This window comes from Streptomyces sp. NBC_00727, from assembly GCF_045161745.1.
Lineage (GTDB): Bacteria > Actinomycetota > Actinomycetes > Streptomycetales > Streptomycetaceae > Streptomyces.
On the sequence record NZ_CP108981.1, the window covers coordinates 3793761 to 3819829 of the forward strand.

The following is a 26069-nucleotide window of genomic DNA, read 5'->3' on the forward strand; positions in this document are numbered from 1 at the left end:
GGGGAACTCGCGGCCCGGGGCGGCCGACCACTGGTGCGTACGACTCGCACTCTCGCCCGGAGCCTGCCCCATGGACCACTCGGTGATGCCCCGCACGCAACGGCGCCCGTCCCCTGCCCCGTACGCGCTGCTCGGGGGCTTCGTGCTTCTGCTCTCCGCGCTGTTCGCCGTCTCGTACGGTGCCGGGCGCCTCGCCGGCCCCGTGGCCCCCGACATGCGCGGAGTCACGCAGCCGGACGAACCCGGCTCGCCCGACATGGGCGGCATGAGCGGGATGGGCCACTGATGGGCAGGGAAGCCGCCCCGCCCACCCTCACGACGACGGATCTGCTGGTCGGCGGCATGACGTGCGCGGCCTGCGTACGCAGGGTGGAGAAGAAGCTCGGCGCCCTGGAAGGCGTGCGCGCCACCGTCAACCTCGCCACCGGGGCGGCGCGCGTCGTGCACCCGGCGGACCTCGGCACCGACACGCTCATCGCGGCCGTCGAACGAGGGGGGTACACCGCCCGTCTCCCCGGACCGCCCGCGCCCGCGGGGGAGCGGCCCACGGAGGAGAACGGCACCGGTCACCCGCAACGGCTCGTGGTGACCGCGCTCCTCGCTCTCCCCGTCCTCGTCCTGTCCATGGGGCCGTCACTCCAGTTCCGGAACTGGCAGTGGATGTGCTTCGTCCTCGCCGCCCCCGTCGCGGCCTGGAGCGCGTGGCCCTTCCACGAACGAGCGTGGCGCGGGCTGCGGCACGGTACGGCCACGATGGACACGCTCGTTTCGCTCGGCGTCCTCGCGTCCTTCGGCTGGTCCTCGTACGCGCTCTTCCTCGACGGCGCCGGCGCTCCCGGCATGCGGATGCCCTTCACGCTGCTGCCGACGGCGTCGGACGCGGTGGCGCACGTCTACCTCGAAGCGGTGGTCGGCGTCCCGCTCTTCGTCCTCGTCGGCCGCCACCTGGAGGCCCGCGCGCGACGCGGAACCTCGGCGGCCCTGCGCGCTCTCGCCCGACTCGGCGTTAAGGAGGTGACGGTGCGGGACGGGGAAACCGAGCGGATCATTCCGGCCACGCGCCTCGTCGCTGGGCAGGTCTTCCTCGTGAGGCCGGGGGAACGTGTCGCGACCGATGGCGAGGTGGTGGACGGCACGTCCGCCGTCGACCTGTCCCTCGTGACCGGTGAGACGCGGCCTGTGGAGGTCTCGCCCGGTACTGCCGTCACGGGAGGCTCGGTCAACGCCGGCGGACTTCTGCTCGTCCGCGCGACGGCGGTCGGCGCGGACACCCAACTCGCCCGCATCACGGCTCTCGTCACCGAGGCACAGGCCGGGAAGGCCCGTGCCCAGCGGATCGCGGACACCGTGGCCGGGGTCTTCGTACCCGTGGTGCTCGCTCTCGCGGTCACGGTGCTCGGCTTCTGGCTCGGAGCGGGTGCGGACCCGCAGCCCGCCGTCACCGCATGCGTATCCGTCCTGGTGGTCGCCTGCCCCTGCGCGCTCGGTCTCGCGACCCCCACCGCGCTCATGGCGGCCACCGGCCGGGGCAGCCGGCTCGGCATCCTGATCAAAGGCCCCCAGGCCCTCGAAGCGCTCCGGCGGATCGACACCGTCGTGCTCGACAAGACGGGCACCCTCACCTCCGGCCATCTCACCGTCGCCGCCCTCACCGCACGCCCCGAAGGCATCGGCGCGCACGAGGCGTTGCGGCTCGCGGCCAACGTCGAGACCGGCTCCGAGCACCCACTCGGCCGTGCCGTCGTCCGCCACGCCGAGCGCACGCTGCCCGGAGGAGCCGTACGGCCCGCAGCGCTCCGCGACTTCGCCGCGCTGCCCGGAAACGGTGTACGCGGACAGGTGGACGGGCAGCGCGTGGAGGTCGGTGCGCCCGGGGGAGACCTGCCCGCGGAGCTGGACGCGGCCCTCGCCGCCGCGCTGGAAGCCGCCCACACCCCGGTCCTGGTCCGCGTCGACGGGGAGCCCGAGGCCGTCCTCGCGCTCGGCGACGTCGTGCGCCCCGGCAGCTACCACGCCGTGGACCGGCTGCGCCGACTCGGCGTGCGCCCCGTCCTCACCACCGGGGACCGGGAGGAACCCGCGAGAGCCGTGGCCGACGCGCTCGGCATCGACGAGATCCACTCCCGCCGCACCCCCGAGGGCAAGGCGGAACTCGTCCGTTCACTGCGCGCGCGGGGCAAGCGGGTCGCCGTCGTCGGGGACGGGATCAACGACGCCGCGGCGCTCGCGGAAGCCGACCTGGGCATCGCCATGGGCACCGGCACGGACGTCGCGATCGGCGCCGCCGACGTCACCCTCGTCCGCGACGACATCGAGGCCCTGGCGGACGCCGTGCGCCTGGCCCGCGCCACCCTCACCACCATCCGGGGCAACCTGCTGTGGGCCTTCGGCTACAACGTCGTCACCATTCCGCTCGCCATGGTCGGCCTGCTCAACCCGATGCTCGCCGCCGCCGCGATGTCGCTGAGCTCCGTCCTCGTCGTTCTCGGAAGCCTCCGCCTGCGCCGCTGGCAGCCGGCGCCGGCCGCCGCGCGCCGGCGCCCCACCTCGCGGGCGGCCTTCTGATGACTCCTCCCACCCCCGACTCGCGCCTGCGCACGTCGCTCACCGCCGCCGGCGTTCCCGTTCTCGCCTGCGGTCTCGCGCTCGGGGGCCTCGGTGCCTGGACGGCGAGTGGGCGCGCCGGCAGCCCTCCGCACGTGGGCGTCGCGCGGGCGTACGTCTACCAGTCGTTCGGCTCCACACCGGAGACGGCCGCGTTCTTCACCCTCACCAACGACGGGGGGTCCGCCGACCGGCTCGTGCGCGTCACCTCGCCCGACACCACCGAGCCGCCCGGACTGAGCGGACACCGGATGACGTCGTCCAACGGCGCCTACCGGCAGCCCGTCGACTCCATCCTCGTCCCGGCACGGGCCGGGCTCGCCATGAACCCGCACGGGAACGACGTGACCGTGCGGCCGAGGACTCCGTGGCGGCCCGGTGAAGTGGTGTCGTTCACCCTCCATTTCGCCCACGGGAAGCCCTTGCGGGTCAACGCGGTCGTGGTGCGGCCAGGCGCCGAGAAGAACCGCCCTCCCCGCCCGTAGCGCCATGTCCCGCACCACGTCCCACGCGCACGGCATATGCCGACACCGCACTCCAGCGGTGACTTGTCGGGCATGGGCGGCAAGCCGGACACCTTCCCATGTCGTGCGGCGCCCCGCGATGGGAGGATGAGGCGCCATGGAGGCCGGACCGGTCGGACGCGTGGTGAGGGCGGCGATGTTCGCCGTCGTCTCCGTCACTCTTGCGGCCACCGGACACGTCCTGATGTCCGAGGCGCCGCTCCCCTTCTGGGTACTGGCCACGGGCTTCCTCGCGCTCGCGGTCCCCGGCTGGTGGTTCGCCGCACGCGAGCGCGGTCCCTGGGTCGTCACCGCTCTGGCCGTCCTGACCCAGGGCGTGCTGCACAACGCCTTCGCGTCCGCGCAGTCCGCGCTGGGCACAGCGGGCACCGGCGGGACGCCGGCCGCGGCCATGGGCGGCATGGACCACATGGCGGGCATGCGGCACGCGCCCATGGGCGACGCGATGGCAGGCGTGCACCACATGGCCGGTATGGATCACGTGGTGGGCACGGGGCATGCCTCCGCCGTGGGAGCGATGAGCTCGGGTCCCATGGCGCACGCGGGCCACCACTTGGGCGGAATGTCATCGACCGGGATGCTGGCCGCGCACGTTCTGGCCGCGCTGGTCTGCGGAATCTGGCTGGCCCGGGGTGAGCGCGCCGCCTTCCAGGTCCTGCGCGCCTTCGCCGGCCGGCTGCTGGCTCCGCTGCGGCCCCTGTGCACAGCACCGCTGCCCGCTCCCCGCCGCCGTCTGCGACCCCGCCGGGGCCTGAGCGACCGGCCGACGCCGGGGCTGCGGTGCGCACGGGCACGGGACCGGCGGGGGCCGCCCGGGGTGGCCGCCGCGTCGTGAGGACGCGGCAGGCATTCCGGAGGACGTAGAAGCGGGCTCGTAACCGGTCGCCGACCGGTGCCCGGCCGTACCCGCACGAGGCGGAAGTCCTCCGGCACACCCGGCCCCGAAGGGCCCGGGTGCCCCGTTCACCGGAACCCGGACCGTCCCGTCGGCGCTGCCCCATGCCGCAGCCGCGGCGTGCGCGCACCGACCGGACGCCCGGCGCCGGACCGATCCGTGAAGGACATCCCTGGCGATGAACACCACCCTGCCCATCCCGCGCGCACCGCAGCGCGCCTCCGCCCCGCGCGACAGAACGGCCGAGGACGCCATCGCGACCGCCTGGGCGCTGGCGGCCCGCGGCGGGGACCGTGCGGCCGCCGACGCCTTCATCCGGTGCCTGCACCGTGACGTCGTGCGGTACGTCGCCCACCTCTCCGCCGACCCGCAGTCGGCGGAGGACCTCGCACAGGACACGTTTCTGCGAGCGCTGCGCACGCTGCACCGCTTCGAGGGCCGCTCCTCGGCCCGGACCTGGCTCCTGACCATCGCCCGCCGTGCCGTCGTGGACGACTTCCGCCGGGCCGCGGCGCGCCCGCTGCTCGCCGACACCGACGACTGGCGCATGACCGTCGAGCGCGCCCAGCCGACCGGACTGCCCGGCTTCGAGGACGGGATCGCTCTCCAAGGACTCCTGGCAGCGCTTCCCCACGACCGCCGGCAGGCGTTCGTCCTCACGCAGTTGCTCGGGCTTTCCTACGCCGAGGCCGCCCGAGTGACGGGTTGTCCGGTCGGCACGGTCCGCTCCCGGGTGGCCCGCGCACGCACCGCCCTGGCGGCACAACTGGAGGGCGGTGAACCGGGGGCGATCGCACCGGCCGTCTGACGCGTGTGCCGGGGCCGGCCCTGCTCGGTCCGGCCCCGGCACCACGGGCGCTGCCCGGGGGAGGGGGCGTCAGACCAGGAGCTTCGACTTCGCGCGCTGGTACTCGTCCTCCGTGATCGCGCCCTTGTCCTTGAGGTCGGCGAGCTTGGAGAGGTCGTCGACGTGGCCGCCCCTGTGACCGCCGCCGCCTTCCGTGCCCGCCGCATCCCTGATGTACGCCTTGAAGGCGGCGTCGCGTTCCTTCGCCTCCTGGACGTCGCGCCTGCCCATGGACTTGCCGCGGGCGATCACGTAGATCAGTACGCCCAGGTAGGGCAGGACCAGCGCGAGGACCAGCCAGCCGGCCTTCGCCCAGCCGCCGAGGTCGTGGCTGCGGAAGACGTCCATGATGACCCGGAAGAGAAGGAAGAGCCACATGATCCAGAGGAAGAACCAGAGCATCGTCCAGAACAGGTTGAGCAGGGGATAGTCGTCCATCGTCCACTCCCGGCGCCGTCGACATGGCTGAGTCCGAACTCAGTCATATCGCCATATGGGCGCATGCGCCCGTTGAGAGGATCCGGGTTCTGGTCAGGAGGGGGCGCGGCGGCTACTTCTCCGGCCCGGATGCGGTGACCGGAGCCTTGCCGGTGTCCTCGTCGGACGCCGTCCTCGTGCCTGCTTCCGCGTCCGGCGCGGTGGCGGCGGCCGCCTTCCTGCTGTTCACCATGATGCCGATGAAGCCGGCGAGGAACCCGCTGATCAGGCCCGATATCGCGTGGTTGGCCGCGTTGACCGACTCGCTGCCCGGGAGGCCGATCGCCAGGTAGTTCACCGCCGCGCTCATCACCGCGCCCAGCACGCCGCCGATGAGGCCGCCCGTGGCGGCGGCGCGTACGGGTGACGGCGGGGTGGCAGAGGGAGCGGGGGTGCGATCGGAGGCGAGCGGTGCGGTCATGGTCGAGAGCCCTCCAGACAGGCTGCGATCAGAGACCGGGAGCGGCTCTCCGTGCGCGCCGGCATGCGCGGTCGGAGCTGCTCACACGGGCAGCCCACCGAGCCGGGGGGTGCAGCAGATACCTTGCGACAGAACACATGTTCCTTGCAACACCTTCTCGTTTTCGGCACTTTGACGTTCGGTGAGGACCCGTGTGCGTGGGGCGTGCGAGGCGGGTGGTCACGAGAGCTCCGAACATGCCGTAGAGTTGTGTTTACCGACGCGGGGTGGAGCAGCTCGGTAGCTCGCTGGGCTCATAACCCAGAGGTCGCAGGTTCAAATCCTGTCCCCGCTACTGAAGGATCAGGCCCGGCACGCAAGCAGCGTGCCGGGCCTGATGCGTTGTCGGCGTATACGTGTTTAGCCCCATCGGCGGCCGAGGAGTCGCCCGTCGGCCGGGCGGCGGCGAGGCTGGGGGAGGTGCGCGGTACCGTCCGCGGCCGTGGCTGCACCGGGCAGGAGACCGCAGGTGGGGAAGTGGGAGCGTCGGTGGCGCGGGCGTGGCGGCGTGCGGAGCCGCCGGTTCGTCCGGGTGCTGCCGGTGGCGATGATCGTCATCGGGGTGGCGTTCGACCTCTTCACGCCGCCGCCCTTCACGGCCGTCCCGATGTTCGCGGCCGCTCCGCTGATCGCCGCGCCGTTCTTCGGCCTCGGCACCACGGTCCGGATAGGGATCGTCGCTGTGCTCGCCGTCGCCGGAATCCGGCTCTACAGCGGGGATCTGGTCAAGGTGGTCTCGTTCGTCGAGATGCTCACCGTGGTCACGGTCGCCTTCCAGGCGTGCGTGATCAACCGGGTCGTGCGGCGCGGCAACGAGCAGCTGGCGTCCGCCCGGATCATCGCCGAGACCGCCATGCGTGCGGTGCTGCCGGAGCCGCCCGAGCGGATCGGCGGACTCCAGGTGGCCGCGCGGTACGAGGCGGCGCAGGCGGACGAGTTCGTCGGGGGTGACCTGTTCGCGGCGGCGGACACCCCGTACGGGGTGCGGCTCGTGCTCGGGGACGTGCGCGGGAAGGGGCTGGAGGCGGTCGGGGCCGTGGCGGTGGTGATCGGGGCGTTCCGGGAGGCGGCCGAGCAGGAGACGACGCTGGAGGGCGTGGCGCAGCGGCTGGAGCGGGCGCTGGCGCGTGAGTCGACCCGGGGCGGCGGGTTCGACGCGTTCGAGGAGTTCGTCACCGCCGTGCTGGCGGAGATCCCGCCGGGCGGACAGGCGGTACGGATCGTGAACCGCGGCCACCCCGACCCGCTGCTGCTGCACGGGGACGGGGCGGTGGAGGCCCTGACGCCTTCGGAGCCCGCGCTGCCGCTCGGCATGGGCCTGGGGGTGCGGCCGGACCGCTCGGACGGGTGGGAGCTGCCGGCCGGCGGGACGCTGCTGTTCTACACGGACGGCCTGTCCGAGGCACGTGATGCCGACGGCGTCTTCTACGACCCGGCTGGGCGGCTGCGCGGGCGCCTCTTTCCGGGGCCCGAGGAGTTGTTGTCCGCGCTGACCGACGACGTACGGCTGCATACGGGGGGCGAGTCGACCGACGACATGGCGCTGCTCGCGGTGGCGCGGCCGGCGAAGGGGCAGCCCGACCGGCGCAGGACGGTGAAGATCATCAAGCGGGGTACAACCCTGCGTGACTGACAGGCGCCGCTCCGCATAACATTTGACGCAACGTCAGAAAACGCGTAGTGGCCGGACCTCGTTCAACTCGCCCGATTCCACCCGGTTGTGTCCCATAAAGTCCGGGCCGAGGAGGGGAACGATCAGTGGGAACAGCTTGGAATCGGACCCGTCTGTCTATTAACGTTCGATAACGCAGCGCGGTTGTCACAGCCGCCGTCAGTGGCGGCACCGTGCGCGAGCGCCGAATTCCGCAAGGGAACCGGGGAACCACCTACATGGGGTGAATCGGGCATCTCTGTCTTCACGAGAGGCGGAGGGACCCGTAGGAGACCTTCCTGCTCCGAACCCGTCAGCTAACCCGGTAGGCGAGAAGGAAGGAAAGGAGTGCGCCCGCGTGGCGTCCAACAAGCCTGCCCCCGAATCACCCTCCCGGTTCGTGCCCGAGTACGGCGCCGACTTCGCGAACGGCCCCGCTACCGCGTACATCCCGGAACAGGGGATCGACTACGCGACCGATGGGGGCAACGGCTACGGCACCGGCGCCGGTCCCGGCAGCGGTTTCCGCGCCGACGATGCCGACTCCGAGCGGACCTGGGAGGAATGGAACCCCACCGAGGAGTCCGTCCGTCCCGTCCGCGGCAAGCACCGTGTCGCCAAGCAGCGCAATGGTCTGGCCCGTAGCTCCACCGTCCTCGGCGTCGGTGTCATCGCGGCCGTCGGTGCGGGCGGCATGGCCACCGCGCAGAGCAAACCGCCGGTCTCCATCTCTCTTCCCGATTCCATCGCGGACAATCTCCCCGACGCCAACTCCCTTCCGGGCGTAGGTGCGTTGTTCTCCGGCGAGACCAAGACCGAGGCCGAGGCCCGGGTCACCGCGACCGCTGCCGCCCCGCTGACCACCGCCGGCATCACCACCGCCGAGGCCGAGCAGGGCACCACGGACGCCGGCGAGGCGCTGCGCGCCCGCATCCTCCAGCAGGCCGAGCAGCAGCAGGGCGCCGCCGACGCCGAGGCCAGGGCGGCCGAGGAGAAGGCCGCGGCCGAGAAGGCCGCCGCCGAGGCGAAGAAGCAGCAGGACGAGGCCGAGGCCAAGGCCGCCGCCGCGAAGAAGAAGGCGGAGGAGGAGGCGAAGAGGAAGGCCGAGGCGTTGCGCCTGGCCAAGCTCGCCGCCAGCTACGCCATCCCCACCTCCTCGTACACGATCACCTCGACGTTCGGCGAGGCCGGTTCGATGTGGTCCTCCGGCTATCACACGGGCCTCGACTTCGCGGCGCCGACCGGTACCCCGATCAAGGCCATCCACACCGGCACCATCAAGTCGGCCGGCTGGTCCGGTTCGTACGGCTACCGCACGGTGCTGGAGCTCGAGGACGGCACCGAACTGTGGTTCTGCCACCAGTCATCGATCGGTGTCACCGTCGGCCAGAAGGTCACCACCGGCGACACCATCGGCCGTGTCGGCGCGACCGGCAACGTCACCGGCCCGCACCTCCACCTGGAGGTCCACACCCCGGACGGCAGCGGCATCGACCCGATGGCCTGGCTGCGCGCCCGCGGTCTGACCGTCTGACCCTCGGCGTTGCCTCCCGCGAGTCCGGGACGGCCCGCGCCGTTCCCGGTCCGCGCCCTTCCGAACCCCGGCAGCCCTGACGCACACCCCCCGACGTCAGGGCTGCCGGTCCGTAGGTCCGCGGCTGGCTGGATGTAGGTGGCACGGAATAGTGGGGTGGCCGGAAACCGTTGTCCCCCTTATGACTTCACTGCGCACTCTCGGCCCGTCCGGCCTGCAGGTCTTCCCGCTCTGCCTCGGTGGAAACGTCTTCGGCTGGACCGCGGACGAGGACCAGTCCTTCGCCGTCCTCGACGCGTACGCGGCGGCCGGCGGCAACTTCGTCGACACCGCCGACGCCTACTCGCACTGGGTTCCCGGTAACGAGGGCGGCGAGTCGGAGACGGTCATCGGCAAGTGGCTCGCGGCGCGCGGCAACCGGTCCGACGTCGTGGTGGCCACCAAGGCCGGCGCGCTCCCCGGATACAAGGGGCTGTCGGCGCCCACGATCAAGTCGGCCGCCGAGGAGTCGCTGCGCCGGCTGAACACCGACTACATCGACCTCTACTACACGCACTTCGACGACGAGACCGTCCCCGTCGAGGAGATCATCACCGCCCTGGACCAGCTGGTGCGGGAGGGCAAGGTCCGGGAGATCGCCGCCTCCAACATCAGCCCTGAGCGCCTGCGCGCCTCGGTGGAGTTCTCCGAGCGCGAGGGACTGGCCCGCTATGTGGCGCTCCAGCCGCACTACAACCTGGTCTCCCGCGACACCTACGAGGGCGGGCTCCAGGACACCGCCGCACGCGCCGGGCTCGCGGCCGTCCCGTACTTCGCGCTGGCCGCCGGCTTCCTCACCGGCAAGTACCGCCCGGGTGCGGCCGTGGACAGCGCCCGCGCCGGGAGCGCGGCCGGCCACCTGGAGTCGGAGCGCGGGCAGCGGGTGCTCGCCGCGCTCGACACGGTGGCGCGGGAGCGGGACGCCGAGATCGCGACGGTGGCCCTGGCCTGGCTCGCCTCCCGGCCGACGGTCGCCGCGCCGATCGCCTCCGCCCGCACGGTCGGACAGCTCCCCGCCCTGCTGGCGCTCGCCGACCTCCGCCTGACGGACGACGAACTGTCGACACTCACCGAAGCGTCCGCGTAGGCGCGTTGACCCGGCTTAGGCCTCCTCCTGGTCGGGGCAGCGGCCCGTCGGTCGCGGATCAGGCCGGCGGGCTGCCGCTGTACGGCGGGCCGGCACAGGGCGGTGCGGCGTACGGCTGCGGGGTGTAGGGCGGTGCGGTGTACGGCGGTACGGGCTGTTGGCCGTACGGCTGCGCTGTGTACGGGGACGGGGCGCCGTACGGGTACGGGGCGGGGGCGGCGCTGTGGGCGTGGGGTCCGTACGCGTGATGCGGCCAGGGCGGCGGGAAGCCCGGGGGCCGGCGGTGCGTGGCGCGAGCCGCGTACGCCAGGGCGGGGCCCGCGACGTCCCGGCGCTGCCACAGGTGGTGCAGCAGCTCCAGCTCGCGGGCGGCGAAGTCGGGATCGGCCGTGCCCCGGCGGGCCTGCCGGCGCAGGAAGGCGAGGGACGTCGCGAACGCCTCGTACTCGGCGACCGTACGGGCCGCGGCCCTGCCGTGCTCCTTGGCCTCCTTGGGGTGCTTCGCGTGGGCCGGGGCGTGGGCGTGGCCGTACGGGGTCGCCCGGTGCGGCTGGCCGTACGCGCCGGCCGCCGCCGCGTACCGCTGGCGCGCCGCGTTCCGGGCGAGGGCGCGGGCCCGCATCGAGGCGAGGGCGAGGGGTTCGGCGGGGGAGAGCCAGCCGGCCCCGGCGTACGCGGGGAGCTCGACGGCCAGGGAGCGCAGCTCCTGCCGGCGCGCCCGGATCAGGAGCCACGTGATCAGGCCGAAGACGGGGACCATGAACGCCCCGTAGACGATGTAGAACCCGTACCGGGTGAAGGTGGCCGAGCCGTTCCACAGGGCGTGCATGCCCATCGCGAGGACCAGGCCGAGCAGCGGGGCCCCGATGCGCCTGAACCGCCGGCCGGGTGCGGTGCTCGCGGCGGTCCCGAGACCGATGCCGGTCAGGACGGTGAAGAGCGGATGGGCGAACGGTGTCATGACCGCGCGGATGAGGAACGTCATCACCGTCACCGACGCGAAGGCGGTGCCCATCTGCTGGTCCTCGCCGAAGGCGTTGCCCAGATAGAGGATGTTCTCGGTGAAGGCGAAGCCCGTCGCCGTGAAACCGGCGGCCACCGCGCCGTCGACGAGGCCGGTGAACTCCCGTCGCCGGAAGAGGAAGAGCAGCAGGACGGCCGCCGCCTTGGCGCTCTCCTCGACGACCGGCGCGATGACCGTGGCACCCAGGGTGTCCGCGTTGCCCGGATCGGACCCGGCTATCCACCGGGTGGCGAAGGAGTTGGCGAGGATCGCGACCAAGGCCGCCGCGCACGCGCCCCACGCGAAGGCGAACAGGAGGTTCCGCCACGGCCGGGGGTCGACCCGGCCCAGCCAGCGGAAGGCCGCCATCAGAGCGGGGACCGGCAGCACGGCCAGACCCAGGCCGACCAGGAACCCCTCGGTCCCGGTCTGGTCGCGGACCAGGGCCAGGATCACCACACCGCAGAGCGCCAGCGTCGCGAAGACGGCGACCACTCGGAACGTCCGGTTCCGCCACAGTGGGCCGACGCGGCGCGGCCGGTAGCGCCACTGGCTCCGCTCCGGCACGGCAGCCAGGATCTCGCCGACCCGCTGCTCCTGGAGCACGGGGACGACCGGCTGACCTTGCCATTGCTGCTGAACAGACCCGTCCGACACCCCTCGACCCTAACGAGCGGCACTGACAACGGCCATGGCGCGTGCGGCCGGCGCGGGGCGCCGGCCCCTGCTGGTCAGACGCGACGGGTCAGACGCGCGCGAAGAGCAGGTCGTGCACCACGTGGCCCTTGCCCAGGCCCTGGCCCTCGAACCGGGTCAGCGGACGGAACTCCGGGCGCGGGGCGTAGCCGCCGTCGGCCGTCGTGTTCTCGAAGCGGGGGTGCGCGGTGAGGACTTCGAGCATCTGCTCGGCGTACGGCTCCCAGTCTGTCGCGCAGTGCACGATCGCCCCGGGCTTCAGCGGGCCCGCGACCAGGTCGAGGAACTCCGGCTGGATCAGCCGGCGCTTGTGGTGGCGGGTCTTGGGCCAAGGGTCGGGGAAGTACACCCGCAGCCCGTCCAGCGACTCCGGCTCCAGCATCTCGCGCAGCAGGATGATCGCGTCACCGTTGGCGACCCGGACGTTGGTCGAGCCGTTCCGGTCGGCGAGTCCGAGCAGGTTGCCCTGGCCGGGGGTGTGCACGTCCACCGCGAGGATGCCGGTGCCCGGGTCGGCGGCGGCCATCTGCGCGGTGGCCTCGCCCATGCCGAAGCCGATCTCCAGCACCACCGGGAGCCCGTCGAACATCGCGGGCAGGTCCAGGGCGCTGAGCCCGTCGATGTCCAGGCCCCACTTGGGCCACAGCCGCTCAAGGGCATCCTGCTGGCCGGGCGTGACCCGGCTGCGGCGCGGCTGGAAGCTGCGGATGCGGCGCTCGTGGTGCGAGCCGGCCGGGTCGGCCGCGGGGCCGCCGGGGAAGCGGGGCTCCTGGCGCATCCGGCGCGCCCGCTCCAGGGACGCGGCCCGCAGGTCGTCCGGGATTCCGGCGGTGGTGGGCGCGGTGCCGTCCGGCCCGGCGGGGTCGCCGGAGGCCGGGCGGGAGGGGTTCATGGGCTCAGACACAATGCCCTGATTCTACGGGGCCGTGCGTTCTACGGGGCCGTGCGTTCTGTGGGGCCGTGCGTTCTGTGGGGCCGTGCGTTCTACGGGGCCGCGGGCGGAGGGGTGTCCGACAGGTCCGGCCGTTCACCCCGCCTTCGCCGGCGTCGGCGGCTTCCACCCGGCCGCCCGCGCCCGGAGCAGCGCCCGGCGGGCCACCTCGCGGCCGATCGGCAGCGAGGCGGTGGCGGCGGGCGACGGGGCGTTCAGCACATGGACCGTGTGCGGGGCCTCGCGGATCAGGAAGTCGTCCACCAGGGTGCCGTCCCGCAGCACGGCCTGGGCGCGGACCCCGGCCGGTGCGGGGCGCAGGTCGGACTCCGTGACCTCGGGCAGGAGGCGCCGGACGGCCTCTGTGAACGCGTGCTTCGACAAGGAGCGGTGCACCTCGCCCGCCCCGTACCGCCAGTGCCTGCGGGCGATGCGCCACGAGCCCGGCCAGCTCAGCGTGTCCATCAGCTCGCGGGGGCGGACGACCGGCCAGCCGTAGCCCTCGCGGGCCGCCGCGGGCACCGCGTTGGGGCCGACGTGGACGGAGCCGTCGAAGCCCCGGGTCAGATGGACGCCGAGGAAGGGGAACGCCGGATCGGGCACCGGATAGACCAGGCCGCGCACCAGCTCGGGCCGCGCCAGCTCGTAGTACTCCCCCCGGAACGGCACGATCCGCATGCCCGGGTCGTCGCCGGCCAGCCGGGCCATCCGGTCGCAGTGCAGCCCCGCGCAGTTCACCAGCACCCTGGCCCGGACCACCAGGCCGTCGGCCGTGCGCACGGCCACGCCCCAGGGGCGGCGGTCGATCGCCGTGACCTCCGCGCCGAACCGGATCGCGCCGCCCGCGCCGCGCACCTCGTCGGCGAGCCGTCCGGCGACCGCCCTGAAGTCGCACACCCCCGTGGTGCCGACCCGGATCGCGGCGAGGCCCCGCACCTTCGGCTCGTACTCGGCGATCTGCGCGGGCCCCAGCTCGCGCACCGGCAGCCCGTGCTCACGGCCGCGCTGGACCAGGGCGTGCAGCCGGGGCAGCTCGGCGCGGTCCGTGGCGACGATCAGCTTGCCGGTCACCGCGTGCGCAATGGAGTGCTCCCGGCAGAAGTCGACCAGCTCGGCGCCGCCGCGCAGCGCGTACCGCGCCTTGAGCGAGCCCGGCGGGTAGTAGATCCCGCTGTGGATCACCCCGCTGTTGCGCCCCGTCTGATGGCGCGCCGGGGCGTCCTCCTTCTCCAGCACCGTCACACGGGTGCCCGGCGCGGCGCGCGTGAGCGCGTACGCGGCCGACAGGCCGACGATCCCGCCGCCGATCACCAGCACATCGCAGTCGTACGCCGCGTGCGTCATCATCACGCCACCTCCCACCCCGATAGTGCACTGACCCACTGACAACGGGCTCAAACCCGTACGGCCAGCGTGGCGCTTCCCGAGGAGCGAAGGTTCTACGCCGGGGCGACCAGCAGGGGGCGGGCGCGCTCGCGCAGTTCGACGACGCGCGGCTCGTCCCCGTACGGCTCCAGCCGGTGCAGCAGGTCGCGTACGTACTCCGTGGTGCGCGCCGACGAGATGCGGCCCGCCACCTCCACGGCCCGGGTGCCCGCCGCGCAGGCCGCGTCCAGGTTCCCCGACTCCAGTTCGGCGACCGCCGACACGACGAGCCGCAGCCCGTGCGAGCGCACGAACTCCTCGGTGGGCCGGGACAGCGCCTGCTCGGTGAAGCGGCGGACCTGGCGCGGTGCCTTGAGGTCGAGGTGGCACTCGGCGGCGTCGGCCGCGAATCTGTCGTACGAGTAGAAGCCCAGCCACGCCGGGTCCGCGTCGCCCTCCCGGGAACGCTCCAGCCAGCTCTCGGACGCCTTGAGCGCTGCCCCCGCGGCCGGCGCGTCGTTCGCCTTCGCGTGCGCCCGGGCCTCGACCAGGCGGAAGAAGCTCATCGTGCGCGCGGTGGCGAGGCCCCGGTTGCGTTCGACGGCGGCCTGCGCGAGGTCGACGCCCTCGTCGGCGAAGCCGCGGTAGGTGGCCTGCAGCGACATGGACGCCAGGACGTAGCCGCCGAGCGGCACGTCGGCCGCCGCGCGGGCGAGGCGCAGCGCCTGGATGTAGTAGCGCTGGGCCGCCTCCTGCTGGCCGGTGTCGAAGGCCATCCAGCCGGCGAGCCGGGTCAGCTCGGCCGCGGCGCCGAACAGCGCCCGGCCGACCTCGTCGCTGTACGAGCCGAGCAGCAGCGGGGCCGCGTCGACCCGTAAGCACTCGGGGACCATCGAGGAGCGCCAGTCCCCGCCGCCGTACTTGGAGTCCCAGCGGCGCGCGTCCTGGGCGGCCTCGCGCAGTTTGGAGACGTCGCTGTGGCCCACGCGGAGCGAGGAGGCGTCGGCTCCGGACTCGGGGCCGGGCTGTTTCGGGATCAGCAGGCTGTGGCCGGGGGCCGGCGCGGTGCCGTTGCGCTGGGGGGAAGTTTCCGGGAGGCCCGGCTGTGCGGGTGCCCCGGCGGCGCCGTGCGCCCCCGGTGCGCCCTGTGCGCCGGGCGGCTGCCCTCCGACCGTCGCCGGTGTACGCGCAACCGACGGGTCGGCGGGGGATATCAGCCAGCGGGACGCGGGTGTGGCGTACGCGCTCACGGAGAAGGAACCCGCCAGCGACTGCCAGATCCCGCCGCTGCCGGCCCGCCGTCCGGCCAGATCCAGTCGGTAGAGCTCCGTCGCCGACCGCACCGCCGCGTCCACGTTGCGCGGGAAGGCCAGGCCTACCTCCGGCGCCGGATCGGCGTCGGCGAGTCCGATCTCGTGCAGGGGGACGGGCCGGCCGAGCTTGGCGCCGATCGCCGCGGCGATGAGATGGGGGGCGGCGCCCTGCGGCACCATGCCCTTGGAGACCCACCGGGCGACCGACGTCTTGTCGTACCGGAGGGTCAGTCCGCGCTGCGCCCCGAGGTCGTTGACCCGCCGGGCGAGCCCGGCGTTACTGATTCCCGCGAGGGCGAGAACGGTGCCGAGCTTCTCGTTCGGTCCGCGTTGCTCCCTGGACATGGCCACCCCTCGACACACAGACGGCAGCCGCGTCACCGTCACGGCGCGCGGCATTCGTACCGTGTTCTCCCCAGGGACGAACCCTGTCACTCCGCCCGCACACGCATTTGGCCGTGCCCCGGGGAATATGCCGCCCTGCTGAGAACATCAGTGCACCCAGCGTAGTTCGTCGCATCCCTACCGTTAAGGGCTGGACGTCCGTATGGCGGGATTGTTGTCCGTCCCGGCCACTCGTGGAGGGCTGTGGGACGAGAGGGGTCGCGAGGGGCGTGCGGGGCGGCAGGGGCGAACACGCGGCGGAGGAAGAGCGAAGGAAAAGCGGGGGATCGACGGGGGAGCGGGGGAGGGGGAGTGGAGGCCGCCGACTCGGAACTCCGGGCGGTCGGCGCCTGCTTGGGGATTGGCCTCGAACCGGGCGGGGAAGAGCCCGGTTCCCGGCGTTCCATCGCCCGCCGACCAGCGCGGACCGGCGCGCGGGGCGTACGGGTGCGGTGTGGTCCCCCCTGCCTACGGCCGCTTCCGCAAGGCCCCTTCGGGGTCATCGCGCGTGCCCCCCGGTGTGTGGCCGTGCGCCTGTACGTGCGCTCTGGCCCGGCCCGGGGGGCGGCGCTTGCATGGGTGCTGCGTGGATCGGCCCGCTGCGCTGGACGCAGGGGGCTGGGGGATAACGCCGCCTCATTCCCCGCAGGCGGCGGAACCGGTCCGGGGGGCGAGGCCCGCCTCCCGGACCGTGTGTTCCCGGGGGTGCGGGAGTGTTCCGCGGGTGGGAGGCGGGCGTGCGGCGGGCCGGGCGTGCCGACCGGGGAAGCCTCGGCCGAACCAGGGCGAACGCGGATGAAGAGGTCAATCGATCACTGGCCCAACGGTTCCTCCCGGGCCTGAAATTGGCCGGATGTCGACGGTCGGATGCGGTCGGGCCGGGGGAGACGCGTACCTCCGTGTGGCCGCGCCCGCCGGGTGCGGGGGGTGGCCGGAACCGAGCCGTTCGCGCGAGGCGGTACCGGGGAACGCAACGCCCGGAATCGACAGTTCCGTTGGCCCGGTGCGCGACGCGCGCGGGCCGTGCGCGGGACGTGGGACCCGGCGTCCGCCCTGCGGCCTTTGCCAGGGGCGCATGCGCTCACGACGTGCGCCGTCCGTAGCCACTCCTGCGCGCCGTTGTCGTGGCAGCATGTCCGCAACGGCGCCGATCGTCACCGGAGTTCTCCGGGTGCCTGCCTGCCGCGCCGTTTTTTTGTCCACAGCCTGTGGAGGCGGCGATGCGTTGGTTGGTGGGTTGGAGCAGTATCGCCGCGAGCTTCGGCACGGCCGGGGCGGTCGGCGGCAGCGACGACGGGCGCACGATGCACCCCGTGGGCTCCCAACTCCTGTGGGGCGACCCCGATCCGCTCTGGGCGGTCGGTGACTGGCGGCCCGACGAGATCCGCACGGTCCGGGTGGACACCGCCGAGGGCGCCCCCATGGTCAGGCTCGCGGTCCTCGGCTGCTGCGGCGCCACCGACGAACAGCTGCGCGTCGGCCTGCTCGCCGCCCGGGGCGGCGCCCTGCGCCACCTCACGGCGTGGACCGGCAGCTACACGGCGGTCGTCCAGATCGGCCGCCGGATCACCGTCGTCGGCGACCTCGCCGGAGCCCGCCCCGTCTTCTACACGCCCTGGGCCGGTGGCACGGCGTACGCCACCGCGGCGCTCCCCCTCGCCGACCTCATCGAGGCCCAGCTGGACATCGGGCACCTGGCCGCGCTGCTCGCCTGCCCGGAGACCCCGGAGGCGCTGCGCGACGGCACCCCCTACGCGGGCGTGAAGCGCATCCCGCCCGGACACGCCCTCATCCTCCGCGAGGGCTCGCGGGAGATCACCGGGTACGAGGCCGTGGCCTCCCTCGCCGTGGCCGCGCCCGAGCTCGACCCGGTGAGCGCCGTCGACGGGGTGCGCGACGCGCTGGTCGAAGCGGTACGCGCCCGGCTGCTGGCCCCGCGCCACGCCCCGGAGACCCTGCCGCCCGACCCCGGCCCGGTCCCCGGCATGGGCCCGGCCGAACGCCGCGCCGCCCGGGGAGCCCCCGTGCCCGGCATCGGCGCCGACCTCTCCGGGGGCAGCGCGTCGGCGACTCTCGCCCTGCTCGCCGCGGGTCTCCCCGGGCTGCCCGGCACGATCCTGGGCCACGGCACCGGGGCGGGGGAGCGGCTGCTCGCCGTCACCTTCAACGACCTGACGACCCGCGCCCACGAGCCCGAACTCGAACGCGCCCGCGCCATCGCGGCCAACCCCCGGCTCCACCACGTCGTCGTCGCGGCGGGCGAAGAGGCCCTGCCCTACGCCGAGCTGGGTGCCGGCGCGCTCACCGACGAGCCGGCTCCCTCGCTCGTCCTCGCCGAACGCCACCGGCGCCGGCTCTCCGCGGGCAGTGCCGACCACTTCGTGGGGGCCGGAGCCCGGCAGGTGCTCGACGCCCACCCGGCCCGCCTCGCCGACCTGCTGATGGACCGGCGCCGCCGCCACCTGCTGCGCCCGGTCGCCGCCCTCGCCAAGGCGGAAGGGCCCTCCGCGCAGTCCCTGTTCGTTCCGCTGACCGTCTACCGGGCGGCCCGCCGGCTGGCCCGTACGTCGTACCGCACCGGCCTCGAAGCGGCCGCCGGCCGGCTGCCCGACGCCAACCGCGTCGCGCCCGGGCTCGACACCCCGGCCGACGCCTCGCTCGCCGCGCTCGCCTGGTCGAGACCCGGGCCGGCCGCCCGGTGGCTGACCGGGGAGGCGCTGGCTGAAGTATCGGTTCGCCTCCAGGAGGCGGCGATCCGCCCCTCCTTCGTCCAGCGTCCCGGCGAGGCCCGGGCCAGGGCAGCCCTCGCGCGCAGCGCCGCCGACCACCGCATCCTGGAGCAGGCCGCCGAGATCCGCAGCCAGCGGCTCCACGCCCCCTTCCTCGACAACCAGGTCGTACGCGCCGCCCGCGCGCTCCCCGAGTCCCTGCGGGTGCAGCCCGGTGCCCGTGCGGCGATCCTGCGGCGCGTGCTGGCCGGCGCGGGCATCCACGAACTGCCCCCCGGCTGGGGCGCCCCCTCGCAGCACACCTCGACCGCGGTGACCCGGACCGGCCTGCGCGCCGCCCTGCCCGAGCTGATCGCCCTCTTCGACGCCCCGCTGCTCGCCGACGCCGGCCTGGTGGAGGCCCGGGTCGTACGCAAGGCCCTGCGCGCCGCCTCCGAGGGCGAGCCGCTGCCCCTGGACGGCCTCGCCGACCTCGCCTCCACGGAACTGTGGCTGCGCCGGCTCGTCTCACGACGCGGCACCTGCTGGACGGGCACGGCGGCCCCGCGCCAGCGCGCGGTGGCCGGCGGGGTGGTGCCGGCCCGGCGGTCGCTGCAGGGGTGAGCCGGCGCCACTGGTTTCCGTAGCCAACAGCGTGTGCGACCGTTTGGGCACTGCTGACCGGGCAGTCGGCGGGACACAATGGTGACGTGCGGTATCTGATCCTGGGCGCCACCGAGGCGCGAGACGAGAACGGTGGCCTGCTGCCCCTAGGCGGCAGCCGGCTGCGTGCCCTTCTCGCCGCCCTCGCCCTGCGGCCGGGACGCCCCGTCCCCGTCGCCGATCTCGTCGATGACGTCTGGGCGGACGATCCCCCGGCCGACGCACCCGCCGCGCTCCAGGCCCTCGTCGGCCGGCTGCGCAGGGTGCTCGGCCGGGAGGCACTGGCCAGCACCCCGGGCGGCTACCGGCTGACGGCCGGCCCGGACGACGTCGACCTGTACGTGTTCGAGAGGCTGGCCCGGCAGGGCGGGGCCGAACTGGAGGCGGGCGCCCCCGAGGAGGCCGCCCGCACCCTGCGTACCGCCCTGGCGCTGTGGCGCGGCCCGGCCCTGGCCGACCTGCCCGACGGAGACCGGGGTCACGCCCTCCGCCCCGAAGCCCACCGCCTGGCTGCCATGGAACGCCGCATCGAGGCGGACCTGCGCCGGGTGACGGGCGACGCCTGCGACTTTCACGGTGCCGCGGGCGTCGCGGGTGCCGCCCCCGACGCGGTCCTGCCGGTAGCCGACGCGCCGGCCCCGTCCGCCGCCTCCCTCGTCGCCGAGCTGACGGAGCTGACCGCCGCCCATCCGTACGACGAGCGCTTCCGGGTCCAGCTCATACGGGCCCTGCGCGCCGACGGCCGGCAGGCCGATGCGCTCGCCACGTACGAGGACGCACGCCGCGCCCTCGCCGACGGGCTCGGCACCGACCCCGGGCCGGAACTGGCGGCCCTGCACCGGGAACTCCTGACCCCCACGCCCGAGCCCGCCGAAACCGGGTTGTTTCACGTGAAACCCGGTCGGAGCAATCTGCGCCCCCGGCTGACCTCCTTCGTGGGGCGCGAGCCCGAACTGCGCGCCATCCGCGACGATCTGACCCGGTCGCGGCTGGTCACCCTCACCGGCCCCGGCGGATCCGGGAAGACCCGCCTCGCCGAAGAGTCCGCGGCACGCCATGAGCCCGCTCCCGGCACCCCGTCGCCGGACGTCTGGATCACCGAACTCGCCCCCGTGGAGGACCCCGAGGCCGTCCCGGACGCCGTGCTCTCCGCGCTCGGGCTGCGCGAGACCACGTTGCTGCGGGACACCACGCTCGACGGGACGCCACCGCGCACCGACCCGGTCGACCTGCTCGTCGACCGCCTGGGGCACGGCTCCCGCCCCACGCCCGTCCTCCTCATCCTCGACAACTGCGAGCACGTCATCGGGGCCGCCGCCGCGCTGGCCGAGGCCCTGCTGACCCGGTGCCCGCACCTGCGCATCCTCGCCACCAGCCGGGAACCGCTCGCCGTCCCGGGCGAGTCCGTGCGTCCGGTCGGTCCGCTCCCGGCCGATCCCGCCCACCGGCTGTTCACCGAACGCGCCCGGGCCGTACGCCCCGGATTCGACCCCGACCACGAGCCCGCGCACGACGCGGAAGCCGTCGCGGAGATCTGCCGGCGGCTGGACGGGCTGCCGCTCGCCATCGAACTGGCCGCCGCCCGGCTGCGCCTGCTCGGACCGCGTCAGATCGCGGACCGGCTCGACGACCGATTCCGCCTGCTCACGGGCGGCAGCCGGACCGTACTGCCACGCCAGCAGACCCTGAGGGCGGTCGTCGACTGGTCGTGGGACCTCCTCGACGAGGACGAGCGCACCGCCCTGCGCCAGGTCTCCGTCTTCGTGGGCGGCTGGGACCTGGCCGCCGCCGAAGCCGTCATCAGCACACCGGCCGACACCGCCGACCTGTTCGGCGCGCTCGTCGACAAGTCCCTGGTCGTGGCCGCTCCGGCGGCGGACGGCGCGATGCGCTACCGCCTCCTGGAGACGATCCACGAGTACGCCACCGAGCGGTCCGCCGAGGCCCCCGAGGTGCGCGCGGCCGCCGAGCGGGCGCACACCGTCTACTTCCTCGCCCTCGTGGAGGAGGCCGAGCCGCGCCTGCGCTCCGGCGACCAGCTGCCCTGGATACAGCGCCTGGAGACCGAGCTGGACAACATCCGGGCGGCCCTCCAGCGCACCACGGACCCCGCCGCCCCCTCCGAGGCGGAGGCCGCCCGCCTGGTGCTGGGCATGGGCTGGTTCTGGTGGCTGCGGAACTACCGCCCCGAGGGTCTGTCCTGGACCCGGAAGGCACGCTCGATCGGCCCCGAGCCCACCGAGGAGCCGGACCCCCGGTACTGGCCCCGGATGAACCTCCACCTGCTGTGGTTCTTCTACGCGGCGGAGAGCGGGCAGGCCGCGATGGCGCACGACGACCCCGCGCTCCACGCGCTCGTCATCCGGGTGGCCGACGCGTTCGCCGGCTCCCCCGCCCAGAGCGTCCGCTTCCCCGGACTGCTCTGGCCGATGACCTCGTACCTCACCGGCACGACGGACGAAACCCGGGCCAAGATCGACAAGGCGGTCGACAACGCCCGTGAGCACGGCGGCCCGTGGGAGTACGGCGTCATCCTGATGTTCCGCGCGCACATGATGGTCGACATGCCCGGCGGCATGCCCGGCATCGACGACGATCTCGACGAACTGCGCACCCTGGGCCGCCGCGTCGGCGACCGCTGGATGCGGGCGCAGGTCGCGAGCGCGGTGGCCGAGGCGGGCATGATGCGCGGCCGTTACGACGAGGCCCGCGCCGCGTACGAGGAGGCGCTGCTGCTCTCCCGCGAGGTCGGCGCCCATGCCGAGGCACCGTTCCATCTGGCCCGGCTGGCCGAACTCTCCTACCGCACCGGCGACCTGGCGGACGCCCACCAGCGGCTGGACAGTTCGGAGGCCGAGGCGGAGCGTCACCAGGCGCACGACGCCACCGCGTACGTCCACTACCTGCGCGCCACCATGGCGTTCTACCGGGGCGACATCGCGGATGCCCGGCGCCTGCTCGACGCGGCGACGGAGGAGGCAGGGCGCGGCGGCCCGCCGTCGCACTTCACCGTGGCGATGGGCGGCCTGTCGGCCCGGATCGCCGTGCACGAACCCGGGCCGGAGGGCGGCCTGGTCGCCGGGGCGCGCGGGCTGACCGCGTCCCTCGTCGCGGCGAAGGAGGCGCAGTGCGCCGAGATCGTCACGGGGCATCTGGCGGACGGCGCGGTGACGGTCCTGTCGAGGCTGGGCCACCACGCGGCCGCCGTCCGCATCCTTGCCGCCGCCGACGACTGGCGACGGACGTCGAGCCCGAGGACCGAGGGGGAGCGGACCGAGATCGACGCGGCCGAGCACCTGTGCCGCGAGGAGCTGGGCGCCACCCGCTATGAGGAAGAGCGCGCCGCCGGCCGTGCGCTGACCCTCGACGACGTCGTCGGTCTGCTGGAGGGCATCGTCGCGGACCTGCCGTGACGGGAGCGGACCGGGCGCGCCCCTCAGCGGCAGCTGACGCGTGACTCGGCCCAGTCCGCGAGGGCGACCCCGCCGAACGGCTGCTCAGGCTCCACGACCAGCCGGATCCGCTGCTGCCCCGTGACGTTCACCCCGACCGGCACGGCGGGGTCGTCGCCGCGCACCACCGGGGACTGCCACAGCCGCGTCCCGTCCCCGCCGAACACCGAGAACCGCACCGCTCCTAGCCCCATGGTGACGTCGTCGACCCCCGCCATCGCCTCGTACCGGGTGCACTGGCGGTTCAGCTGGATGACCACCGAGGAGCGGCTGTTGACCGTCACCCCGTGCGCGTACCGCGAGCCGCCGACCGACATCCCGGAGCGCTGCCAGACCCAGCCGCTCTCACCGAGCACCACCTCGGGCTCGGTGTGGTCGCCGAGGAGGGTGTAGGCCATCTCGCTGACGTGGTAGACCTCCGGCGCCGGTGCGGGAGGCGGCGGAGTCGGGGTCCGGGTGGGCGTCGGTGTGGGCTTCGGGGGCGGTGTGGGGGCCGGGGTGGGAGTGGGCGTCGGGGTGGGTGCCGGAGTCGGGGTGGGCGTGGGCTTCGGCGGCGTGGGAGCCGGCGGAGCGGGTTGCGGCGGGGCCGGCTCGGGCTTCGGTGGTGTGGGCCGCGGAGGTGTGGGCTTCGGCGGTGTCGGCGAGGGCACCGCGGGCGCCATGGCCGGGGGCTTGGCGGCCGGCTTCGCCTCGGGCCGGGGGCTGTCGTCGCCCACCAGGGCCCAGACGAGCCCGGCCGCCGCCGCGACGGCGACCGCAGCGGCGATCCCGGCCTTGGCCGGGGCGCCGAGCCCCTCGGAGGCGGCCGCACCACCGGTGGAGCCCGCGGAGGAGCCGCCTCCGGTCGCCGCCGCCGCGGCCCCCGCCCCGGCGGCTCCGGCGGCGCCTCCCGCCACGATCCCAGCGGCTTTGAGCGTGTAACCGGCGGCGAACCAGCCGATGACCGCGACCGGCAGCAGCGCGGGGATGCCGGCGTTGACGTGGGCGAGCTCGCCCGCCGCCACCCGGCACTTCGCGCACTCGTCCAGATGTCCCCGCAGCCCGCGCTCCGCCCGCATCCGCAACCCGCCCCGGGCATACGCGCCGAGCCGGTCGGCGTACCGCGCGCAGTCGCCGCCCGAGGTGAGCGCCTGGCTCACGTGGGCCTGCAAGTAGGCCTGCTTGAGTCCTTCACGAGCCCGGCTGGCCAGGACCGATGTGGCGTTCGCGGTCAGCCCGAAGAGCGGGGCGATGTCGCTGGGCGACTCCTCCTCGACGGTGGTGTGCCACAGGACCGCCTGCCAGCGCTCCGGGAGGCTGCGGAAGGCCTGCATGGCCATCGACTGCTCGGCCTCGTGCATCGCCAGCACATCCGCGCCGAGGTCGAGGGTGTCCGCGTCCGACACCTCCGACGACCGCGTGGCCTGCGCGGCGAACGCGGCGAAGTCGTCGACCAGTTGCTCGCGCTTGGCGGTCTTCGTCCAGGCGGCGGCCACGTGCCGGACGGCCGTCATCAGGTAGGCGCGCACCGCCTCCTCGGGCCCCTTGCCGCCCCGTACCGCCTGCAGGGTCCGGGCGAACACCTCGGCCGTCAGGTCGTCCGCGGTGTGCGCGTCCCGGCAGCAGGTGCGGGCGTACCGGCGCACGGCCTGCGAGTGGCGCCGGAACAGTTCGTCGTACGCGAGGTCGTCGCCCTCGCGCATCCGCTGGATCAGCTGCGCGTCCGACGGCCCGGCCGCGGCGCCTGCCACGGCACTCGAGCCCCGCCCCGCCCGTTGCATCGGCACAGCGGGAACCGTCTCGGCCGGCCAGGGCCCCGGCAGGACCGTTCCGCCGGGGGCGTCCTCGTCGACACCCTGGTGGCCGGGGACGGCCTGGCTCGGCGCCTGGTGTCCGGGCGAGCCGGCCGGCTCCGTACCGTCGCCCGCGGTGGACACACCGTCGTACGACTCTTCCCTCTGCCCGTCACCGCTCATCGCGGACGCCCCCGTATGCGCCATCGGACCCGAATACCGGGCAAGCGTGCCACAGAGAACCGATGCGGGAGGCCTCCAGTCCTACCAACCACTCATCCGGGGAGTCCTCCGCGAATGTGAGCACCAGCGGGCACTCATTCGGGGAAGGTGCGCCGGGTTCGGTTGACATGACCGCGGGCGAGGGCAGGGGCGTCGCCGCCCCGCCCCGCGCCCCGACGCCCGTCACTCGGGCCGCGAGCGCAGCCCTTCCAGCAGGATGTCCAGCAGCCGGGAGGAGGCCGCCGCCTGCTGCACCGCGTCCGGCAGCGAAGGGGCCGCCGTCGCGATGACCAGCAGGACGTCCGACACCGTCACATCGCGGCGCAGCTCGCCCGAGGCCCGCGCCCGGTCGACCAGCCGCCCCACGACCTCCAGCAGTTCGGCCGCACCGGCGCCCAGGTCCTCGCCGCTCTCCGGGGCGGTCCGCTGTCCGGCCGTCCGGTGCGCGGCCGGACCCGCCTCCTGCCGCTGCTGGGGCACCCTCGGCTCGCCCCCCGCGGATTCAACGGCCTCACCGACCGCGGTCGAGTCCTCGGCCTCCACACCGACCCGCAGTATCTGCGGGGGCAGGAGCCGTCCGGCACCCGAGGCGACCGAGGTCCGCAGGAAGCGCGAGAGCGCCGACCACGGCTCGTCCTCCTGCCCCAGCGCGGACCGCGCCTGGTCGGTCAGCCGGGAGGTCTCCTCCTCGGCTATCCGGCGCACCAGTACGTCCTTGCTGGGAAAACGCCGGTAGACCGTGCCGACACCGACCCTGGCCCGACGGGCCACGTCCTCCATCGGCGCGCCGTATCCCAGCTCCCCGAACACCTCGCGCGCGGCGCGCAGTACGTGCTCCAGATTGCGCTGCGCGTCCACCCGCAGCGGGGCTGCCCGCAACTGTGCGGACGCGGCGCCGGCCTGGGCTCCGAGCCCGCTGCCGAGCGTGCCCACCGGAGCGGGAGGCACCGTGGTCGTGGTGCCTCCCACCCCGTTGAGAGCGCCAACCGCCCTGATATGTACGCCTTCGTCAGGCGTCACAGCAGTGGTCGACCAATGCGATTCCTGAATATCCATAACAGTTCCCCCGGTTATGACGTCTCCCCCCGGAGACTCCCGCCGTGTCAGTCGGGGTGGACCGATCGTCACCGTCCGACACCCCGACGACATACGAACATAGTTGAGCCGGGGTCAATTCAGAAGGGGGCAGTTCCGCCCGGAGCGCCCCCCGATCGGAGCAAGGACCGGTTGATCACCACTTGGCCAGGAGCCGTGCCCCGTACCGCAATGCCTGACCTGCGGGACTTGCGCACCAACGGTCCCCCCGGCACCGGTGGCCCGTCCAAGACCTCCGGTCACACAATTTGCCGGGGCTGTGGACAAACTCCGGTGCACGATGCGTCATGGGGAGGTGATGGCTTCAGCTTCCGGGGGCACGCCCCCCGGCCCTCCGCCGGCGACGC

The 26069-nt window shown here is 74.0% G+C and carries 18 protein-coding genes, 1 tRNA gene and 1 riboswitch; of the genes, 11 read left to right on the forward strand and 8 right to left on the reverse strand.

What is annotated here, in order from left to right; genetic code table 11:
• Positions 1-70 precede the first annotated feature (70 nt).
• The 5 genes from OG242_RS16940 (at position 71) to OG242_RS16960 (ending at position 4831) form a co-directional block, all read left to right on the forward strand.
• Positions 71-286, forward strand: coding sequence for a hypothetical protein (locus OG242_RS16940; RefSeq protein WP_405898961.1), 216 nt, complete (start codon positions 71-73; stop codon positions 284-286).
• Entirely contained in the window at positions 286-2565 is a 2280-nt protein-coding gene (locus OG242_RS16945) for a heavy metal translocating P-type ATPase (protein ID WP_405898962.1), read from the forward strand. Before OG242_RS16940 ends, OG242_RS16945 begins: the two co-directional genes overlap by 1 nt.
• On the forward strand, positions 2565-3089 hold the full coding sequence (locus tag OG242_RS16950; protein WP_405898963.1) for a copper chaperone PCu(A)C: 525 nt from the start codon (positions 2565-2567) through the stop codon (positions 3087-3089). Before OG242_RS16945 ends, OG242_RS16950 begins: the two co-directional genes overlap by 1 nt.
• A 136-nt stretch (positions 3090-3225) precedes the next feature.
• Positions 3226-3963, forward strand: a complete 738-nt coding sequence (locus OG242_RS16955) for a hypothetical protein (RefSeq protein ID WP_405898964.1) — start codon at positions 3226-3228, stop codon at positions 3961-3963.
• Between the two features lie 238 nt (positions 3964-4201).
• Positions 4202-4831, forward strand: a complete 630-nt coding sequence (locus OG242_RS16960) for a sigma-70 family RNA polymerase sigma factor (protein ID WP_405898965.1) — start codon at positions 4202-4204, stop codon at positions 4829-4831.
• Positions 4832-4900: 69 nt separating this feature from the next.
• Here the strand turns inward: OG242_RS16960 and OG242_RS16965 are convergent, their stop codons facing one another.
• On the reverse strand, positions 4901-5308 hold the full coding sequence (locus OG242_RS16965; protein ID WP_405898966.1) for an SHOCT domain-containing protein: 408 nt from the start codon (positions 5306-5308) through the stop codon (positions 4901-4903).
• Between the two features lie 112 nt (positions 5309-5420).
• Positions 5421-5768, reverse strand: coding sequence for a hypothetical protein (locus OG242_RS16970; protein ID WP_405898967.1), 348 nt, complete (start codon positions 5766-5768; stop codon positions 5421-5423).
• A gap of 260 nt (positions 5769-6028) precedes the next feature.
• Here OG242_RS16970 and OG242_RS16975 point away from each other — a divergent pair.
• The 4 genes from OG242_RS16975 to OG242_RS16990 all read left to right on the forward strand — a co-directional run bounded on the left by OG242_RS16975 (position 6029) and on the right by OG242_RS16990 (position 10118).
• A tRNA-Met gene (locus tag OG242_RS16975) sits at positions 6029-6102 on the forward strand.
• A gap of 174 nt (positions 6103-6276) precedes the next feature.
• Positions 6277-7440, forward strand: a complete 1164-nt coding sequence (locus OG242_RS16980) for a PP2C family protein-serine/threonine phosphatase (protein ID WP_405898968.1) — start codon at positions 6277-6279, stop codon at positions 7438-7440.
• Between the two features lie 211 nt (positions 7441-7651).
• Positions 7652-7805: riboswitch (cyclic di-AMP (ydaO/yuaA leader) on the forward strand.
• An 11-nt stretch (positions 7806-7816) separates the two neighbouring features.
• Positions 7817-8992: a M23 family metallopeptidase gene (locus OG242_RS16985; protein ID WP_405898969.1), complete on the forward strand. Its 1176-nt coding sequence runs from the start codon at positions 7817-7819 to the stop codon at positions 8990-8992.
• A 181-nt stretch (positions 8993-9173) separates the two neighbouring features.
• Complete coding sequence (locus tag OG242_RS16990; protein WP_405898970.1) at positions 9174-10118, forward strand: aldo/keto reductase; 945 nt, start codon at positions 9174-9176, stop codon at positions 10116-10118.
• A 58-nt stretch (positions 10119-10176) separates the two neighbouring features.
• On the opposite strand, the gene OG242_RS16995 is transcribed toward OG242_RS16990, so the two are convergent.
• The 4 genes from OG242_RS16995 to OG242_RS17010 form a co-directional block, all read right to left on the reverse strand.
• Positions 10177-11778, reverse strand: a complete 1602-nt coding sequence (locus tag OG242_RS16995) for a PrsW family intramembrane metalloprotease (protein WP_405898971.1) — start codon at positions 11776-11778, stop codon at positions 10177-10179.
• 88 nt (positions 11779-11866) lie between these two features.
• Positions 11867-12709: a tRNA (guanosine(46)-N7)-methyltransferase TrmB gene (trmB, locus tag OG242_RS17000; protein WP_405901634.1), complete on the reverse strand. Its 843-nt coding sequence runs from the start codon at positions 12707-12709 to the stop codon at positions 11867-11869.
• 135 nt (positions 12710-12844) lie between these two features.
• The gene (gene lhgO, locus OG242_RS17005; RefSeq protein WP_405898972.1) at positions 12845-14095 is read right to left on the reverse strand and encodes an L-2-hydroxyglutarate oxidase; all 1251 of its coding nucleotides are present in this window, start codon (positions 14093-14095) and stop codon (positions 12845-12847) included.
• 92 nt (positions 14096-14187) lie between these two features.
• Complete coding sequence (locus OG242_RS17010; protein WP_405898973.1) at positions 14188-15771, reverse strand: sporulation protein; 1584 nt, start codon at positions 15769-15771, stop codon at positions 14188-14190.
• A 1259-nt stretch (positions 15772-17030) separates the two neighbouring features.
• Between OG242_RS17010 and OG242_RS17015 the strand changes: the two genes are divergently transcribed.
• A complete protein-coding gene (locus OG242_RS17015) occupies positions 17031-19142 on the forward strand; it encodes an asparagine synthase-related protein (protein ID WP_405898974.1) in 2112 nt (703 codons plus the stop codon).
• A gap of 86 nt (positions 19143-19228) precedes the next feature.
• Positions 19229-22594: an AfsR/SARP family transcriptional regulator gene (locus tag OG242_RS17020; protein ID WP_405898975.1), complete on the forward strand. Its 3366-nt coding sequence runs from the start codon at positions 19229-19231 to the stop codon at positions 22592-22594.
• A 23-nt stretch (positions 22595-22617) separates the two neighbouring features.
• Here OG242_RS17020 and OG242_RS17025 read toward each other — a convergent pair whose 3' ends face one another.
• Positions 22618-24588: a sigma-70 family RNA polymerase sigma factor gene (locus OG242_RS17025; RefSeq protein WP_405901635.1), complete on the reverse strand. Its 1971-nt coding sequence runs from the start codon at positions 24586-24588 to the stop codon at positions 22618-22620.
• 222 nt (positions 24589-24810) lie between these two features.
• A complete protein-coding gene (locus tag OG242_RS17030) occupies positions 24811-25560 on the reverse strand; it encodes a TetR/AcrR family transcriptional regulator (RefSeq protein ID WP_405901636.1) in 750 nt (249 codons plus the stop codon).
• Between the last annotated feature and the right edge of the window lie 509 nt (positions 25561-26069).